At 38.3% G+C, this 18611-nt stretch carries 20 protein-coding genes; 19 read left to right on the top strand and 1 reads right to left on the bottom strand.

Translation table 11 applies throughout. The annotated features are described in order from the left end of the window. Window positions 1–17: 17 nt before the first annotated feature. The 17 genes from iscU to der all read left to right on the top strand — a co-directional run bounded on the left by iscU (window position 18) and on the right by der (window position 15677). On the top strand, window positions 18–404 hold the full coding sequence (gene iscU / locus QE177_RS09775; protein WP_280549176.1) for a Fe-S cluster assembly scaffold IscU: 387 nt from the start codon (window positions 18–20) through the stop codon (window positions 402–404). Window positions 405–494: 90 nt separating this feature from the next. Beyond that, window positions 495–818 carry an iron-sulfur cluster assembly protein IscA gene (iscA, locus tag QE177_RS09770; protein WP_180560303.1) on the top strand — a complete coding sequence of 108 codons (324 nt, stop codon included), beginning with the start codon at window positions 495–497 and terminating at the stop codon, window positions 816–818. Between the two features lie 97 nt (window positions 819–915). Continuing rightward, entirely contained in the window at window positions 916–1437 is a 522-nt protein-coding gene (hscB, locus tag QE177_RS09765; RefSeq protein WP_280549173.1) for a co-chaperone HscB, read from the top strand. Between the two features lie 10 nt (window positions 1438–1447). After that, window positions 1448–3298, top strand: coding sequence for a Fe-S protein assembly chaperone HscA (gene hscA, locus QE177_RS09760; protein WP_280549172.1), 1851 nt, complete (start codon window positions 1448–1450; stop codon window positions 3296–3298). 2 nt (window positions 3299–3300) lie between these two features. Then, the gene (gene fdx / locus QE177_RS09755; RefSeq protein ID WP_026821717.1) at window positions 3301–3636 is read left to right on the top strand and encodes an ISC system 2Fe-2S type ferredoxin; all 336 of its coding nucleotides are present in this window, start codon (window positions 3301–3303) and stop codon (window positions 3634–3636) included. 28 nt (window positions 3637–3664) lie between these two features. Next, window positions 3665–3865 (top strand): Fe-S cluster assembly protein IscX, encoded by a 201-nt coding sequence (iscX, locus tag QE177_RS09750; RefSeq protein WP_280549168.1) that lies wholly within the window; start codon window positions 3665–3667, stop codon window positions 3863–3865. Window positions 3866–4031: 166 nt separating this feature from the next. After that, window positions 4032–5327 carry an aminopeptidase PepB gene (gene pepB / locus QE177_RS09745; protein WP_280549167.1) on the top strand — a complete coding sequence of 432 codons (1296 nt, stop codon included), beginning with the start codon at window positions 4032–4034 and terminating at the stop codon, window positions 5325–5327. 89 nt (window positions 5328–5416) lie between these two features. After that, window positions 5417–5851, top strand: coding sequence for an enhanced serine sensitivity protein SseB C-terminal domain-containing protein (locus QE177_RS09740; RefSeq protein WP_280549166.1), 435 nt, complete (start codon window positions 5417–5419; stop codon window positions 5849–5851). 336 nt (window positions 5852–6187) lie between these two features. Then, the gene (ndk, locus tag QE177_RS09735; RefSeq protein ID WP_280549162.1) at window positions 6188–6613 is read left to right on the top strand and encodes a nucleoside-diphosphate kinase; all 426 of its coding nucleotides are present in this window, start codon (window positions 6188–6190) and stop codon (window positions 6611–6613) included. 188 nt (window positions 6614–6801) lie between these two features. Further along, window positions 6802–7971, top strand: a complete 1170-nt coding sequence (locus QE177_RS09730) for a bifunctional tRNA (adenosine(37)-C2)-methyltransferase TrmG/ribosomal RNA large subunit methyltransferase RlmN (RefSeq protein WP_280549160.1) — start codon at window positions 6802–6804, stop codon at window positions 7969–7971. Between the two features lie 77 nt (window positions 7972–8048). Continuing rightward, the gene (locus tag QE177_RS09725; RefSeq protein WP_280549158.1) at window positions 8049–8468 is read left to right on the top strand and encodes a fimbrial assembly protein; all 420 of its coding nucleotides are present in this window, start codon (window positions 8049–8051) and stop codon (window positions 8466–8468) included. 100 nt (window positions 8469–8568) lie between these two features. Next, complete coding sequence (gene rodZ, locus QE177_RS09720; protein WP_280549156.1) at window positions 8569–9603, top strand: cytoskeleton protein RodZ; 1035 nt, start codon at window positions 8569–8571, stop codon at window positions 9601–9603. Window positions 9604–9732: 129 nt separating this feature from the next. After that, window positions 9733–10854 carry a flavodoxin-dependent (E)-4-hydroxy-3-methylbut-2-enyl-diphosphate synthase gene (gene ispG, locus QE177_RS09715; protein WP_280549154.1) on the top strand — a complete coding sequence of 374 codons (1122 nt, stop codon included), beginning with the start codon at window positions 9733–9735 and terminating at the stop codon, window positions 10852–10854. Window positions 10855–10967: 113 nt separating this feature from the next. After that, window positions 10968–12245, top strand: a complete 1278-nt coding sequence (gene hisS, locus QE177_RS09710) for a histidine--tRNA ligase (RefSeq protein WP_280549152.1) — start codon at window positions 10968–10970, stop codon at window positions 12243–12245. Between the two features lie 10 nt (window positions 12246–12255). Next, entirely contained in the window at window positions 12256–12876 is a 621-nt protein-coding gene (locus tag QE177_RS09705) for a YfgM family protein (RefSeq protein ID WP_280549150.1), read from the top strand. Window positions 12877–12889: 13 nt separating this feature from the next. Then, a complete protein-coding gene (bamB, locus tag QE177_RS09700; protein WP_280549148.1) occupies window positions 12890–14068 on the top strand; it encodes an outer membrane protein assembly factor BamB in 1179 nt (392 codons plus the stop codon). A 127-nt stretch (window positions 14069–14195) separates the two neighbouring features. Then, complete coding sequence (gene der, locus QE177_RS09695) at window positions 14196–15677, top strand: ribosome biogenesis GTPase Der (protein WP_280549146.1); 1482 nt, start codon at window positions 14196–14198, stop codon at window positions 15675–15677. Window positions 15678–15717: 40 nt separating this feature from the next. On the opposite strand, the gene hemF is transcribed toward der, so the two are convergent. After that, the gene (gene hemF, locus QE177_RS09690) at window positions 15718–16626 is read right to left on the bottom strand and encodes an oxygen-dependent coproporphyrinogen oxidase (protein ID WP_280549144.1); all 909 of its coding nucleotides are present in this window, start codon (window positions 16624–16626) and stop codon (window positions 15718–15720) included. A gap of 639 nt (window positions 16627–17265) precedes the next feature. On the opposite strand from hemF, the gene QE177_RS09685 reads away from it, so the two are divergent. Both QE177_RS09685 and QE177_RS09680 read left to right on the top strand, forming a co-directional pair. Further along, window positions 17266–17700, top strand: coding sequence for a GNAT family acetyltransferase (locus QE177_RS09685; protein ID WP_280549142.1), 435 nt, complete (start codon window positions 17266–17268; stop codon window positions 17698–17700). A gap of 294 nt (window positions 17701–17994) precedes the next feature. Continuing rightward, window positions 17995–18600 (top strand): RpoE-regulated lipoprotein, encoded by a 606-nt coding sequence (locus tag QE177_RS09680; RefSeq protein WP_280549140.1) that lies wholly within the window; start codon window positions 17995–17997, stop codon window positions 18598–18600. Window positions 18601–18611 lie beyond the last annotated feature (11 nt).

Here is an 18611-nt window from a genome sequence, read left to right as displayed (position 1 = left end):
TTTCAGGAGTTGACAATATGGCATATAGCGAAAAAGTAATTGATCATTATGAAAATCCACGCAACGTAGGTTCGTTTGATAATGATGATCCCATGGTAGGTAGTGGGATGGTAGGAGCACCAGCTTGTGGTGACGTCATGAGACTTCAGATCAAAGTTAATGACGCAGGTATTATTGAAGATGCGCGTTTTAAAACTTATGGTTGTGGTTCGGCAATTGCCTCTAGTTCATTAGTAACGGAATGGATGAAAGGTAAGACACTAGATGAAGCAGAGACTATCAAAAATACGGCTATTGCAGAAGAATTAGAGTTGCCACCAGTTAAAATTCACTGTTCTATTTTGGCAGAAGATGCGATTAAAGCGGCTATTGCAGACTATAAAAATAAACGGCAAAGCAAATAGTTAATTAATATAAAATCCCTTTTAGGCGTGATACTGGTTTACTTTTATTTATCGTATCCGCCTGTACTGGTTTTGATTGTGAGGTGTTGTATGTCAATTTCTCTGACTGAAAATGCGGCAGAGCGTATTCTGACTTTCTTACATAACCGAGGAAAAGGTGAAGGCCTACGTTTAGGTGTAAGGACTTCTGGCTGTTCAGGCATGGCTTATGTGCTTGAATTTGTTGATATCATTAATGAAGATGATACTGTCTTTGAAGACAAGGGCGTGAAAGTTGTCATTGATGGTAAGAGTATGATTTATCTCAATGGAACAGAATTGGATTTTGTTAAAGAAGGTCTTAATGAAGGTTTTAAGTTTAACAATCCTAATAGCAAAAATGAATGTGGCTGCGGTGAAAGTTTTAACGTATGAGAATTTATTTATTATTTGATAAACCTAAAGCTGAATAGACGAAGGCTGTGACATAAATTTCCCACTGCCGGTTTCATATTTTCAACCTAGAGCATTTATGGACTATTTTACCCTTTTCGGTCTGCCATTTTCATATTCTATTGACCTTGAGCAATTAACTTACCGTTATCAGGAATTACAGCGTCAATATCATCCTGATCGCTTTGCTAACCAACCTGAGAGTGACAAATTAGGTGCACTCCAACAGGCTGCGACAATTAATGCTGCTTATCAAGCCTTAAAACACCCTTTGAAACGTGCTGAATATATGCTGACTTTATATGATATTGATATCAATAATGAGCAATATACTATGCATGATACGGCGTTTTTAATGGAGCAACTTGTGCTGCGTGAAGAATTGGCGTGTATCGAAACCAGTGAGCAAGCAGAAGAGGCATTAGCCTTATTTTCCTCTGATTTAGCTAAAACAATAACAAGCTACTTACGGGAAATGGAGAAACAGCTGAATGATGAACAGTGGATGAAGGCGGCAGATACTGTTCGCAAACTTCGTTTTCTCGATAAGTTGCAGCAACAAGTTGAACAATTGGAAGAGCGTTTATTCAATCGTTTTTAGAGTAAAATTTATGGCATTATTACAAATTAGTGAGCCGGGCATGTCGTCGATGCCACATCAGCGCCGTTTAGCGGCTGGTATTGATTTAGGTACAACAAATTCGTTGATTGCAACGGTTCGCAGCAAAAAAGCGGAAACACTGCCTGATCCGGCAGGATGTGAATTGCTACCCTCTATAGTCAGTTACCAATCAGCGGCTATTACAGTAGGTAATCAAGCGAAAGCAAAAGTGGAACAAGATCCGGCTAATACCATTATTTCAGTTAAACGCTTATTGGGCCGCTCATTGATTGAGATCCAGCAACGCTATCCTAATTTACCTTATCAATTGACAGCAAGTAAAAATGGCTTACCGTTGATCCACACAGCCATAGGGCAAGTTGATCCTATTCAAGTTTCTTCTGAGATACTAAAGTCGTTGGTACAGCGGGCAGAAGAAACCTTGAATGGTAAATTAGACGGTGTAGTGATCACCGTGCCTGCTTATTTTGATGATGCGCAACGTCAAGGAACTAAAGATGCAGCGCGTTTAGCCGGATTACAGGTTTTACGTTTATTGAATGAACCTACTGCGGCGGCTATTGCTTATGGTTTAGATTCACAGCAAGAGGGCATCATCGCTGTTTATGATTTAGGTGGTGGTACGTTTGATATTTCCATTCTTAGGTTGCAGCGTGGCGTATTTGAAGTGTTAGCAACGGGCGGAGACACAGCATTAGGTGGAGATGATTTTGATCAACTGCTGGTGGATTGGCTATATCAACAAGCGGGTATTACGGATCGCCAGGATCATCGCTTACAGCGGCAGATTTTAAATATAGCTAACCAGGCGAAAATAGCATTAACGGCTGGTGATAATACTGAAATTGAAATCAATGGTTGGCGAGGAACCTTGTCAAGGGAGCAGTTGAACGTATTAATTCGGCCATTGATTAAACGCACTTTATTAACCACTCGTCGTGCATTGAAAGATGCCGCAATTGATATTGATGATATTTTGCAGATTGTAATGGTGGGTGGTTCGACACGGGTACCGTTGGTACTTTCTATGGTTGAGGAATTTTTTGGCCTCACACCCTTAACTTCAATTGATCCGGATAAAGTTGTTGCCATCGGAGCGGCTATTCAGGCAGATATTTTAGTCGGTAATAAACCGGATAGTGAAATATTGTTACTTGATGTTACTCCTTTATCGCTTGGCTTAGAAATCATGGGGGGATTGGTTGAAAAAGTGATCCCGCGCAATACAACATTGCCTATTGCTAAGGCGCAGGAATTTACTACCTTCAAAGATGGGCAAACAGCCATGACATTTCATATTGTACAAGGCGAACGTGAAATGGTTAATGATTGCCGTTCTTTAGCGCGTTTTATCCTACGTGGAATACCGCCATTACCTGCCGGAAGCGCGCATATTCGGGTTGTTTTTCAAATAGATGCTGATGGATTATTGAGTGTTAGCGCGGTAGAAAAATCAACGGGTGTCAGTGCTTCGATTCAAGTTAAACCTTCATATGGTTTAACCGATGACGAAATTGCCAATATGATCACTGACTCAATCGTCAATGCGCAAGATGATATGGTAGAGCGCCATCTTGCCGAGCAGAAAGTTGAAGCTAGCCGGCTGATAGAAAGTTTAATGATCGCATTGAAAAAAGATGCTCATTTATTGAATAAAGAAGAAAAAGCAGCGATTGATAACGCTGTAAATGAATTAGTTAACTGCACACAGGGAAGCTCCTCTGTTGCGATTGAAAATGCAATTAAACAACTGGATAAGCAAACACAGGATTTCGCAGCTCGACGTATGGATATCTCTATTCGTCAAGCATTATCAGGTCATTCTGTGGACGAGATATAATAATGCCGAAGATAATTTTTTTACCGCATAAAGAGTTATGCCCGGAAGGGGCGGTTGTGGAAGTGGAGAAAGGTGAATCCATTCTTGATGCTGCTTTACGTAGTGGCATTGATATTGAACATGCTTGTGAAAAATCTTGTGCTTGTACAACTTGCCACTGTATTGTCCGTGAAGGCTTTGATTCTCTGGAGGAAAGCTCTGAACTAGAGGATGACATGTTGGACAAAGCATGGGGGTTAGAGCCTGAGAGCCGTTTAAGTTGTCAGGCCATCGTGACTAATGAAGATCTGGTCATAGAAATTCCTAAATATACCATTAATCATGCCAGAGAGCATTGATCCTTATATTTAATTGCAGGAGGGGATGGTGAATTTAAAGTGGATCGATAGCCGTGCAATTGTAGAGGCACTCTATGATAAATATCCTAATATTGATCCGCAAACGGTTCGTTTTACCGATATGCATCAGTGGATTTGCCAACTAGACGGATTTAATGACAATCCGCAAGCTTCTAATGAAAAGATCCTAGAAGCTATTCTATTAATATGGCTTGATGAGTATCAATAATAGCTGATTAAAAGATTAAATTACCTACAAAGCTGGGAATTGCCAGCTTTTTTATTATTCACATTCATCGTGCAATGTATGAACTCATGATAACCTCTATTATTAATATCTTATATTTATCAATAATTCCATAAACACATATGACAAACTAAGGTGGGAAGAGCGAATGGAAAAGCAGATCATGCAGGTCTCGCTATCTTATCAAGCAGCGGCGCCTTGCTGGGGAAAGAATGCATTAATTAGTTTCTGTGAGCAAGGGATAGTTATTCACTTGCAGCCACAAGCAAAACTGTGTGCGATCCAAAGTGCGGGTCGTCGATTAGATAGCCAAGGCATTCATCATGTCATGTTAGTAGGTGATGACTGGGACTTGGAAAAAAGTTGGGCTTTTTGGCAAGGTTTTAGAGCACCAAAGGGAGCCCGTTCTATTGAATGGCCAAATTTATCTGCAAATGAAAAAAAAGAACTACAGTACCGCATACGAATTATTGATTGGGTACGCGATATTATTAACGCACCGGCTGAAGAATTAGCGCCAACGCAGCTAGCGCAGCGCAGCGCCGACTTATTATGTGAAACAATAAAGGATAATATCAACTACCGTATCATTCAGGGTGACGAGTTAGCAAAACAGAAATATAGTGGAATTTATACTGTAGGCCGTGGCTCAAGCCGCCCACCTGCATTACTCGTGCTGGATTATAATCCAACTGGCAATTTAAAAGCGCCGGTATTTGCTTGTTTGGTTGGAAAAGGGATTACGTTTGATTCAGGTGGTTATAGTATAAAACCCTCTTCATCAATGAATTCAATGAAAGCAGATATGGGTGGGGCAGCTATGCTAACTGGGGCGTTAGCCTTAGCAATAAGTCGAGGTTTAAAACAACGCGTAAAGCTTTTCCTCTGTATTGCTGATAACATGGTGAGTGGTAATGCCTTCAAATTAGGTGATATTATTCGCTACCGTAATGGCAAGTCTGTTGAAATTATGAATACGGATGCGGAAGGAAGACTGGTTTTGGCTGATGGATTGATCGATGCAAGTAAAGAAAAACCAGTATTAATTATTGACGCTGCAACATTAACCGGTGCAGCCAAAATGGCAGTAGGCAACGATTATCAGTCAGTATTAAGTTTTGATGACAAATTGGTGGCTGAATTGATGTCTGCGGCAGAAATGGAAAATGAACTCTTCTGGCGTTTACCCTTAGCGGAATTTCATCGTCGCCAATTACCTTCTGCTTTCGCTGATCTAAATAATATAGCATCACCCTCTCATACTGCTGGTGCCAGCACTGCCGCGGCTTTCTTATCACATTTTGTTGAAAATTATCATAAGGGATGGTTGCATATCGATTGTTCAGCTACTTATCGTAAATCTGCCATGAGTTTATGGGCGGAAGGTGCAACCGGCATTGGTATCAGAACTATTGCTAGTTTATTATTGAAAAAGGCAAAATAGCCATTTCTTGTATGATTATTTACCAAGAAATTAATTTCTCTGGTAAATAATTAGTTGGTAAGAGAGTATTAATGATAAAGGAGGCTAAAATGGCGGCCGATAAAAACAATCAAACTGCGCTGATGACAACAATTACAGTGCCAGGCGATAGTGCTATTAAATTGAGCATACTTGAAACCTTACCACAAAAATTAATCAGTGGGCTGTGTCATTTTTTTCAACAATACAAAATCATACGCCGTGCTTTTTTACTACAAGCGAAGGATAATACAACAGCAGAAGAGCCGGTGATGCTTATTGCTTTAGAAATTAGTCTTGGCTATGAAAAGCAAGGGCAACAATTAATTCCACAGTTAGGAAGCATTGCCCTTGATTATCTTGAAGATAATCAGTCTGTTGATTTTTATTTTTTGCAGTCTAATGGCACAGATATTGATCATTTTATTGTTCACCATACGCAGCCATTTTATCAACGCAAAATAGGCGGTTGGTTGCGTAACACGATTGCTATTAAAAATTGTTAAATTTGGCTAGCCATTATTCCCTAATTTATACCAGCTAATTTTTTATATTTAAATTTATCTAAGCTTGCAACTTAAAAAAAGAATTTGGCTGATTATCTTTTTAATCGTATTTATCGTTTTAAATTTTAGAAAAATGTGATTTAAGCTAAAAAAATAAAAAAATTGTATAAAAAAAATTAACAAAATTTGTCGTCAAGTGGGCAATTGAATTGCCACTATCTATAATAGCCAGCTATTTTGCCTTAATAAAAATGATGATAAATCTTTTTCTTGGCAGGCAGTATGGATGCAAGGCAAAAATATCATGATGAAAAATAATAGCTAAGAGGATTTCTAATGACGATGCAACGTACGTTTTCCATTATTAAGCCAAATGCAGTTAAAAAAAATGTAATTGGTGCGATTTATAACCGTTTTGAGCAAGCTGGATTCGAAATTATTGCAGCTAAAATGGTGCATTTAAGTCGTGAACAGGCTGAAGGTTTTTATGCTGAGCATAAAGGTAAGCCTTTTTTTGCTGGATTAGTCGAATTTATGATCTCAGGCCCCATTATGTTGCAAGTCTTAGCGGGCAAAGATGCTATACAGCGTTATCGTGATTTAATGGGAGCAACGGATCCCTCTAAGGCATTGGCAGGAACACTACGTGCTGATTATGCAGATAGTTTTACCGCAAATGCAGTACATGGTTCAGATTCTGTCGCGTCCGCAGAACGAGAAATTGCTTTTTTCTTTACTGACGACGAAATATGTCCGCGTTAACAAACAGAAATAGGATATTATTAGCAAAATATTAATAAAGTTTGTAAAATGCCATACCTTGTTAAGTGATTTACTGGCAAGGTTATGGCATATAATGCTATTAAAAATAATATTTAGTCCCATAAATAAAGTTAATTGTTATAAAACCTACAGTTTTCGCCGAAAAGTGTAATAACGAGGCAATAAAAATGTTTCAATCTAAAACAGCAGCGCAGTGTGTGCCTTCTTTTTCTCCTGTCAGCAAATCAACAAAAGTCAATTTGCTAGATATGGATCGTAAACAGATGCGGCAGTTCTTTAGTGATATGGGAGAAAAACCCTTTCGTGCCGATCAGGTAATGAAATGGATTTATCACCACTGTTATGATGATTTTGATTTGATGACAGATATCAATAAGGTGCTGCGAAATAAATTAAAGCAAGCTGCTGAAATTCGGGCACCTGAAATTGCGCAAGAGCAGCGTTCTACTGATGGCACGATCAAATGGGCAATAACGGTCGGTGAGCAACAAGTCGAAACAGTATATATTCCTGAAGATGATCGCGCGACACTTTGTGTTTCTTCTCAAGTTGGCTGTGCGCTTGAATGTAAATTTTGCTCAACCGCGCAGCAAGGTTTTAATCGTAATTTACGCGTTTCAGAAATTATAGGTCAAGTGTGGCGGGCTGCTAAAGTTATTGGCTCTTTGAAATCCAGTGGTCGGCGCCCGATTACCAATGTTGTAATGATGGGAATGGGAGAGCCTCTATTAAATCTAAACAATGTTATTCCAGCAATGGAAATTATGATGGATGATTTTGGTTTTGGACTGTCAAAACGACGAGTGACTTTATCGACGTCTGGTGTTGTACCTGCTCTGGATAAATTGGCTGATATGATCGATGTTGCTTTAGCAATTTCCTTGCATGCACCGACTGACGAAATTCGTGACGAGATTGTACCTATTAATAAAAAATACAACATTGAAACCTTCCTGGCCAGTGTCCGGCGCTATCTAACTAAATCTAATGCCAATCAGGGACGTGTTACTGTTGAGTATGTCATGCTAAATGGTGTGAATGATAGTATTGAGCATGCACATCAGCTAGCTGAATGTCTTAAGCATACGCCTAGCAAAATTAATTTAATTCCTTGGAACCCATTTCCTGGTGCGCCTTACAGTCGTAGTTCCAATAGCCGTATTGATCGTTTTGCCAAAGTATTGATGAAATATGGTTTTACTACTATTGTGCGTAAAACGCGTGGCGATGATATTGATGCGGCCTGCGGTCAATTAGCGGGTGATGTTATTGATCGAACTAAACGAACATTGAAAAAACGCCTGGGTGGTGAACCAATTATAGTAAAAGCAGTCTGAATGTTAATTATGTAAATAAAGGGAATTAGATAGCAGAATTCCTTTTATTACCAGCTATATAAATAAATGAGAGTGATATGATAAGGATATCTATCATTAATATTCTATTGTTAGTGGGTTTATTAATAGGATGTACTAGTATTAATAAAGACGTTGATATTGCGATTGTGACACGGACACAGCTAGGCATTGCTTATCTATCAGCAGGGAATTATCCAGCAGCATCTTATCATTTTGACAAAATACTGCTGGCAGAACCGAAAAATGGGATTGCTAATTTAGGAATGGCGGTCATTATGCGTCAGCAAAAGCAATCATGCTTAGCATTAAAATATTTTAAAGTGGCAATTCGTTCATCCGCAATCAATAATACAAGTATGCGAGATTATTATTTAGACTTCTTATGCTCTGAAAATATATCTGAGGAGATGATTGAACTGAGGAAAGAAGAAGAACGTAGAGGGCTTAATTGTCAAAATATTTCCAAAATAAGCTAAGAAATATTATCGGTATGAAGGTTTTTGATTAACTTGATAGATGAAGTTTTTTAAAAGCCTTCATGATGTTAAAACTCAGAAAAGACCAATAGTTCCCCGAATGAATAGCAAACCTAAAACAGAAAAAACAGAAATCACCGTTGGCCAACGTTTATTGCAGGCACGGGAAACGCTTGGTCTTTCCCGAGAAATCGTTGCCGAACGACTTTGCTTAAAAGTATGCACCGTACGTGAGATAGAGGAAGACAGCAATTCCCATAGTGTTGATCCTACTTTCTTGCGTGGCTACATTCGTTCTTATGCAAAATTAGTGAAAATTCCAGAAAAAGAAATTCTTGAATTATTGGATAAACACACACCAGCAAAAGCGGCAGTAGTTTCTCCTATGCAAAGTTATTCCCTAGGAAAGACACGCAAAAAACGGGAAGGCTGGTTAATGAAATTTACCTGGCTAATTATCATTATTTGTATTGCTATGGTAGGTATTTGGTGGTGGCAGGGATATAAAGTACAAAAACAAGAAATTGCCACTATGGCTGAACAGAATCGCTCGAATGCTACTCAAATGCCGTCAGATCCATCTCCATCTCCTTCTGCGCCTGGCGCAGCAGACGCAATTGAACAAAATAATGTCAATACGTCGTCAACAGAAACTAGTATGCAGCCGGCAACCTCAGCGATAGCTAATAATGTCATATCTCCGGCACCTCAATCTCCATTAACTTCTGAAACACTAAAAAATAGTGATATCAATGTTAATACTGAGTCAGTCAATCCGACAGAAGTAAAAACAGTACCCTTGCCAGGCAGTATGACTAATAATAGTCATCCAGAGCGGAGTAGGGCAGAAGAAGCTGCTGCTGATACTAATGCTGCTAGTTTAGAATCGGGCGATGGAATTGTAATGAACTTTAAAGGGCAGTGTTGGTTAGAAGTTCGTGATGCTAAAGGTAAAATTTTATTTAGCGGTATGAAAAATGCAGGTCAGAAACTTGAATTAAATGGTGAACCGCCTTATGAATTTAATATTGGCATACCCGCCAATGTTAATTTGTTATTCAAAGGTAATTCGGTTGATCTAAATCGCTTTATTAAAGCTAATCGTCCAGCTAAGTTTAAATTGCCTGGATTGTAAATGAATTTTGTAAGACAACATCTATAAATAATGATAAATTGTGAACAAATAAGAAGCCATCGTCAATTCGATGGCTTCAATTATAGAAATAGCGTAAATTATTAAACATGGATGTTGAGGGAGAGTAATATGCATAATCAATCACCGATAAAGAGGCGTAAATCAACACGAATTTATGTAGGTAATGTTCCTGTTGGTGATGGTGCACCAATCACAGTACAATCAATGACCAACACGCGTACAACGGATGTTGCAGCCACAGTCAAACAGATTAAATCTTTAGAACGAGTGGGTGTTGATATTGTACGCGTTTCTGTACCCACAATGGATGCAGCTGAAGCGTTTAAGCTCATTAAACAACAAGTTAATGTTCCGGTTATTGCTGATATCCATTTTGATTATCGTATCGCACTAAAAGTTGCTGAATATGGAGCGGATTGTTTACGCATCAATCCGGGTAATATTGGTAATGAAGAACGTATTTGCCAGGTTGTTGACTGTGCACGCGATAAAAATATTCCTATTCGGATCGGCGTTAATGGTGGTTCATTAGAAAAAGATATTCAAGAAAAATATGGCGAACCCACGCCGGCAGCGTTAGTTGAATCGGCTATGCGCCATGTAGATATATTGGATAGATTGAATTTTGATCAATTTAAAATTAGTGTTAAAGCTTCAGATGTTTTTTTGGCCGTAGGCGCTTACCGTTTATTGGCTGATAAAATTGATCAGCCTCTACATTTAGGTATTACAGAAGCGGGTGGCGCGCGAGCTGGTTCAGTCAAATCAGCTATCGGACTGGGAATGTTATTAGCTGAAGGGATTGGTGATACATTACGTATTTCATTAGCTGCTGATCCCGTCGAAGAGGTTAAAGTTGGTTTTGATATTTTAAAATCACTGCGTATTCGTTCACGGGGTATTAATTTTATTGCCTGTCCAACCTGCTCACGACAAGAATTTGATGTTATTGGTACCGTTAATGCATTAGAAGAGCGATTAGAAGATATTATTACCCCGATGGATGTTTCAATTATTGGTTGTGTTGTTAATGGTCCTGGTGAAGCTGAGGTTTCTACTCTTGGTGTAACCGGAGCAAGAGCAAAGAGCGGATTTTATGAAGACGGTGTTCGTCAAAAAGAACGGTTAGATAATGCTGATATGATTGAACAGTTGGAAGCTAAAATTCGGGCAAAGGCTATTATGTTGGATGAAAATCTGCGGATTGATATCAAACGATTAGATAAATAGTTTAGTAAGATTGGCTCAATATCGTGGTGAGCCAATTTTGTTTATGGATTGCACCCTGTTAATATTCACTTTTATAATCCATATTATGGTAGATTTTTAAATAGAGAAATAACGTGGCTAAAAACATTCAATCTATTCGCGGTATGAATGACTGTCTTCCTGCCGATATTCAATTCTGGCAAAAAATTGAAAACAAATTAAAACAAATCCTTGCTAGTTATGGTTTTAGTGAGATACGAACCCCCATTGTAGAGCAAACTTCATTATTTTCTCGCGCAATAGGTGAAGTCACCGATGTGGTTGAAAAAGAGATGTATAGTTTTGATGACCGGGATGGCGACAGTATAACATTGCGGCCAGAGAATACAGCAGGTTGTGTACGTGCCGGAATCGAACATGGTTTATTGTACAATCAGCAACAACGCCTCTGGTATTTAGGCCCGATGTTTCGTTATGAGCGGCCACAAAAAGGGCGTTACCGCCAATTCCATCAGTTAGGTGCTGAAGTTTTTGGTTTAGCTGGTCCGGATATTGATGCCGAACTTATCATAATGACAGCACGTTGGTGGCGTGAGTTGGGGATTGCTAAACATGTTTCACTGGAATTAAATTCGATTGGCTCATTAGCAGCACGAGCAAAATATCGTCAGGCATTAGTCACTTTTTTGCAACAACATGAAGATAAATTGGATGAGGATTGCCGACGTCGATTATCGACTAACCCATTACGCATCCTTGATTCAAAAAATCCTGACGTGCAAAAACTGCTTAATGATGCTCCATTACTGGCTGATTATCTTGATGATGACTCGAAACAACACTTTATTGGACTTTGCAAATTACTTGATACTGCAGGCGTTCAATATCGAATTAATCAACGTTTAGTTCGTGGTTTAGATTATTATAATCGTACTGTCTTTGAATGGGTTACTGATGCATTAGGTGCACAGGGTACGATATGCGCTGGTGGGCGTTATGATGGTCTGGTTGAACAGCTTGGTGGAAAAGCGACATCGGCAGTAGGTTTTGCCATGGGAATGGAGCGCATGGTGTTATTGGTGCGCCAGATAAATCCAGATTTTGTTGCAGAGTGTTCCTTAGTTGATGTTTATTTGGTTGCTTGTGGTGAGGCAAGCCAACAGGCAATATTAGGCCTGGCGGAAAAAATTCGCGATCAACTGCCAGTGTTGAAATTAATGACTCATCATGGTGGTGGGAATTTTAAGAAACAGTTAGCTCGAGCAAATAAATCCCAGGCGAAAATTGCCTTAATTTTAGGTGAAGATGAGTATCAATCAGGTGAAGTCACGATAAAAGATTTACGCACGGGTGAACAGGAAAAAATTTCTCAGCAGAATATTGCTGTACGTTTGGCTGAACTTTTAGGTTAAAGGAGACTTTGTGGAAGTCTATACCACTGAAAACGAGCAGATAGATGCTATTAAACGTTTTATAGCCAACAATGGCAAAGCGTTATTAATTGGGCTAGTTATCGGAGTTGGTGCGATTATTGGTTGGAATTATTGGCAATCACATCAGGCAAATAGTTTGCAAGAAAGTGCTCAATCTTTTGAGCAAATTTCATCTCAATTGCAGACCGGTTCAAATCAAGCGCTGGCCGCTGCCGAGCAATTTGCTAATGAAACAAATAATATTTATGGTGTATTGACCAATATTGAGCTAGCTAAAATTGCGGTGGAAAAAAATGATATTGCTGGTGCAGAAAAAGCATTACTAAAGGCATTAACAATAGCCAAAGTAGATGATCTTAAAGATTTACTTAATGTTAGATTGGCGCGCATACAGCTAGCGTTAAATAAGCCAGATCAAGCTCTAATTACTTTGACGCAAGTGCAGGATAAAGGATGGAGTACCATCGTTGAAGATATTCGTGGCGATATTTTACTGAAAAAAGGTGATATCGCTGGTGCTCGTGCAGCTTATTCTAAAGGAATTGAATCAAGTGGAGCTGACATGATGAAAACAATATTAAAAATAAAAATTAATAGCTTGCCAAACTAAGAGGAATATTAATATGCAATTGGGTAGAACACTCTTGGTGGGTTTGTTGGCAGTGACTTTATTAATGGGATGCTCAACGGAAAAAGATTCCATAGTGATGTCTCCTCTACCTGAGGTTGACAATCAATTTAGCCCTTCTATCACTTGGCACCGCTCGATAGGGGATGGTAGTGGAAAATATTATTCTCAACTTTCGCCGGCTTACGATGATTCTGTTGTTTATGCAGCAGATCGTAAAGGATCGGTTAAAGCAATGGACGTTGATTCAGGTGAGATATTATGGTCAATTGATTTATCGCAACAAGTTGGTTTTTTCACCGCTAATTTGCCGGCATTACTTTCCAGCGGACTAACGGTTTCAGGGGATAAACTTTATATAGGAACAGAAACCGGTAAAGTTATTGCACTGAATAAAGCTGATGGAGAAATGGCATGGGAAACGGATGTTGCCGGAGAAGCACTTTCGCAGCCAGTAGTTAGTGATGGTTTAGTATTAATCCATACCAGTAATGGTGTATTACAAGCATTAGATGCGCACACAGGACAGAGTAAATGGAGTATTAATTTAGACACTTCAACATTATCAGTCAGAGGAAAGTCAGCGCCTGCTACTGCTTATGGCGTCGCGATTGTAGGTAGTGATGGTGGTCGTATTAGTGCCGTAATGCTTGCTCAAGGACAGATTGCTTGGCAACAATATATTTCTCAGATCCGTGGTGCAACTGAAATTGATCGTTTACACGATATTAATATGACGCCAGTTATTGATATCAATTCAGGCGCTATTTTTGCTATTGCGTACAATGGTGATTTAGTTGCTATGGATATGCGTTCTAGCCAAATTATCTGGAAGCGTGATCTAGGGTCGGTGAATGATATTATTGTTGCCAATGATATTATCTACTTAGTTGATCAAAATGATCGCGTGTTAGCAATTCGTAAAAGTGATGGTGTCACTGTATGGGCGCAAGATGCATTATTACATCGTAATTTAACTGCTCCGGCTATTTATGATGGTTATTTAGTGGTTGGTGATGGAGAGGGTTATCTTCATTGGTTAGATACCCAAGATGGTCAATTTGTGGCACAAAATAAAGTTGATAGTTCTGGATTACGCAGCCGTCCGGTGATTGCCAGTGACAAGTTACTTATTCAGGCAAAAGATGGAACCGTATATCTGATTGAACGTTAATTTTCTGACATTTTTTTATTTTCCAGATAGAATTAACGGCTGCTAATTTTCGCGGCCGTTTTATATTTTAGTATTCTGAAGATTGAAATCAGAATACCGATTTTAATTTTTATGAGGCATCTTAAAAATGATACCTGTCATTGCGCTAGTAGGGCGTCCAAATGTAGGAAAATCTACCTTATTTAACCGATTAACTCGAACCAGGGATGCACTGGTTGCTGATTTTCCTGGTTTAACGCGTGACCGAAAATACGGTAAAGCAGAGTTTGCAGGGCAGGAATTCATTATTATCGATACCGGTGGTATCGATGGTTCAGAAGAGGGAATAGAAAACCATATGGCTTCCCAATCCTTACTGGCAATTGAAGAAGCTGATATTGTTTTTTTTATGGTTGATGTGCGCTCAGGCTTGATGCCGGCAGATCATGCGATTGCTAAACATTTGCGCAGTCGCAAGAAGGATACTTACCTGCTAGCAAATAAAACCGATGGTTTGGATATTGATACGGTATTAGGTGATTTTTATGCACTTGGTATCCGAGATATTTATCCGATTGCCGCATCCCATGGCCGTGGTGTTACTCAACTGATTGAAAAAGTGGTTGCTCCCTATTCTGTGCAAATATTAGCCAATGACATGGAATTATCGGAAGAGGAGGCCAATGCGGCTTATTGGTTGGCTCAGGAAGAGAAAGTAGCGATTGAAAGTAGTGAAGAAGAAACCTTTGATCCGCGTTCACTACCCATTAAATTAGCGATTGTTGGTCGGCCAAATGTGGGTAAATCGACATTAACTAACCGTATTTTGGGCGAGGAACGGGTCGTTGTTTACGATCTGCCTGGTACTACGCGTGATAGCATTTATATTCCGATGGAACGGGATGGATGTGAATATGTACTGATTGATACCGCTGGTGTTCGTAAACGGGGAAAAATAACTGAAACCGTCGAAAAATTCTCGGTGATCAAAACATTGCAATCAATTGAAGATGCTAATGTTGTTTTGCTTGTTATTGATGCTCGACAAGGAATTTCTGATCAAGACTTATCATTACTAGGTTTTATTTTGAATGCGGGACGTTCTCTGGTGATTGCAGTTAATAAGTGGGATGGTATGTCACAGGAAGATAGACAATCAGTAAAAGATATGCTGGATTTACGCTTAGGTTTTATTGATTTTACTAAAGTTCATTTTATTTCAGCGTTGCATGGTAGTGGTGTGGGTAATCTATTTGAGTCTATTCAAGAAGCTTATGAATCGGCAACACGGCGAGTGGGCACAGCATTATTAACGCGTATAATGAAGATGGCTGAAGAAGAACATCAGCCACCACTAATTCGAGGCCGCAGAGTGAAAATGAAATATGCGCATGCCGGCGGTTATAATCCACCGATTGTGGTTATTCATGGCAATCAAGTCGCTGATTTACCCGATTCTTACAAACGTTATTTAATGAACTATTTTCGCCGTACATTACAGGTTATGGGGACGCCGATACGTATCCAATTTAAAGAAGGCGATAACCCTTATGCTGGGAAAAAAAATAAATTGACGCCAACGCAGCTGCGTAAGCGTAAACGTCTAATCGCCCATCTTAAAAAACGTTAATAACAAACGGCACGCTAAAAAATAAGTGTGCTGTTCAGGTTTATATCCATTCTTTTGCAATTAAAAACTGGTTATAAAGTTTTTCTTCATCTGAATTGGATTCAGGATGATAATTATATTCCCAGCGAACTAGTGGTGGTAAGGACATTAAAATTGACTCTGTTCTACCGCCAGTTTGTAACCCGAATAGGGTTCCACGATCGCATACCAAATTAAATTCTGCATAACGTCCACGACGATATAATTGAAATTGGCGTTCTCGCTCACCCCAAGCTATCTCTTTTCTTTTTTCAACAATCGGCAAATAGGCATTAAGAAAACCGTTACCTACATCCTGAGCAAAGTGAAAGCAGGTAGTAAAATCAGGTTGGTTTAAATCATCAAAGAAAAGACCACCAACTCCCCGTGGTTCATTGCGATGTTCGATAAAAAAATAACGATCACACCATTTTTTATAGTTGGGATAAATTTCTTTTCCATAAGGTAAACAGACAGACTGTGCAGTCTTATGCCAGTGTATAATATCTTCTTCAAAACCATAATAGGGAGTTAAATCAAATCCACCACCAAACCACCATACTGATGGTTCACCTGGTTTTTCTGCAATGAAAAAACGGACATTAGCATGAGCTGTTGGAATATAAGGGTTGAGTGGATGCGTAACTAAAGAAACGCCCATTGCTTGATAGCGACGTCCTGCTAGTAGTGGGCGATTTTCTGAGGCAGAAGTAGGTAATTGCTCACCACTTATATGTGAAAAATTAACTCCCGCTTGCTCAAAAATTGTCCCATCTTTTAATATACGACTCCGACCTCCTCCTTTGTGTTTATGTTGCCAGTTTTGTTCGGCAAATTTAGCGTTGTTATCGACATGCTCAAGTTGTTGACACAGCTTATCTTGCAAAGTGAGAAGAAATGCTTTCACTGCATTAATATCAGGTATATTCATAAGTTTAATTTTGATTATTATTAGAGCAGGAGATTAGCGTTTAATTATACACTTAATGCTGTCTGAGTGCATTTTGTTATTGATTGGATCTGGTAGTATGGCAATAACGCTAGCAAAATATTAAACATGATTGCTTATTGATACTAATAGTAGAGTGATGCATATTTCCGTTAGTTAAGTATGTGAATCGCAGTCTATTTAAAAACTGTCGTTGTTGTCAGTTTGAGTCTATGGTTAATACTATAATTATTGGCTAGTAAAGTTAATCTCAACAATTTCAGTTAAAAAGCGGAAGTATTTATCTATTTTCTTATCGTCAGAATGGATTTTATATAAAATTAATTTTAAAGAATAAAATTCTACAATTATTTAGTACTGGTATTATTATTTTAGTAAATTTAAATTACTTGGTATTAAAAAGCTATCGAGCACGGAGTTAAGTGAATAGAATAATAGGTTTAAGTAATAACTCTATGATTTATTGTAAATAAATTAAATTAGTTAAAAGTGAAATAATGATTTATGAGGTATAAAATCAACATTTTCGGCGCTATTTTATTCATTTTATTTTGCAACTATCATTCTTGTTTAGATAATAAGAATGCAAATCTTTATTCCTCGCTAACTAGGTAAGAAAATATGGAAATAAGAACCTTTCGGCAAGATGATTTTGAAGAAATCATCACACTATGGGAGCTTTGTCAGCTAATCCAAACAGATAGAGATCCTGAAGCGGATATTGAGCGTAAGATGTTATCGGGCGCAGATCTTTTTTTAGTCGCTGAAATGGCAGGTGAAGTTGTTGGTACTATCATGGGAGGATACGATGGTTATCAAGGCTCTGCATATTATTTAGCTGTTCACCCTGAATATCGTGGTAGAGGGATTGCCAATGCATTAATTAGTCGTTTAGAAAAAAAATTAATTGCTAAAGGTTGCCCACAAATTATGTTTTTAGTACCCGAAGAAAATGATGCTACCATCTGTATGTGTGAGAAAATGGCTTACGAAGAGTTGCAGCAGGAAAATATTTTATATACTAAACGATTAATTGATGATCAGGCATTTGAGTGAGCAATTCAATTAATTTGATGATAGCAATATTTCTCTTTTTTGATATAAAATTTTATTAATTTATTTTTTGGAAAACTTTTTTATCGGTATTGCTGAGTTATTTCAAAATTGTCAGATTAATAAAAATTAATTTGCCTTTATAGTTGTAAAAGGCTTGTTTTCCTTGCTTGTTTGTAGATTATTAACTTGTATTCTATCATGCTGTTAACTTTAAATATTATAAACATATTTTAAATAAAATTATTAATTTTTTTACTTTTTTTATTATGTTGTAAATTGATTTAAGGGGTTTTTATGCCACAACTTTTTGGGAACAGCCGAGTAAATTGGTTTAGAGTGTTATTCGTAACAAGTCTATTATCATTAACAGGATGTAGCAGTATTTCATGGTCAAATTTATATCCAATGAATTGGTTTGCTAGTTCAGTTAAAATTTCTGCTACTGGTGTTGGTCAGATTAATAAAATGACCCCGATGAAAGAACAGATTATTGCCGCAGCGTTAGATAAGCGATACTATTTTCGTTCTGGAATGCAAATTGAACAGGGGCAGTTAATGTCTCTTTTTCAAGGCATAAAAAATGATCAAGAAAAGATAGTCATTTATGGTATTGAAAAGGGCGAAGTTAAACGAATTGAAATAATGGATGAAGATATTAAAACAGTGTGGGAGACACAAATAGGCACCCCATTTTCGCAAATCTACCAAAATGCAGTGCAAGGTAGTTGTTACCCTGATCCAAATCAAACCAATATGTTAACCATCAATTGTGTTTCTCCCCAATCTACCCATGTCATATATCGTTTTACTGGCAAATGGAGTGGTCCTAAAAATTTAGTGCCATCAAATGATGTTTTAGTCAATTGGAAAGTTAGTGGTATTATTTGGTCAGCACAATAATAATTTAATTT

Source organism: Arsenophonus sp. aPb (assembly GCF_029873475.1).
Classification (GTDB): domain Bacteria; phylum Pseudomonadota; class Gammaproteobacteria; order Enterobacterales; family Enterobacteriaceae; genus Arsenophonus.
Note: the sequence above shows the minus strand (reverse complement) of the source record. Positions and strands in the feature narration are given on the sequence as shown.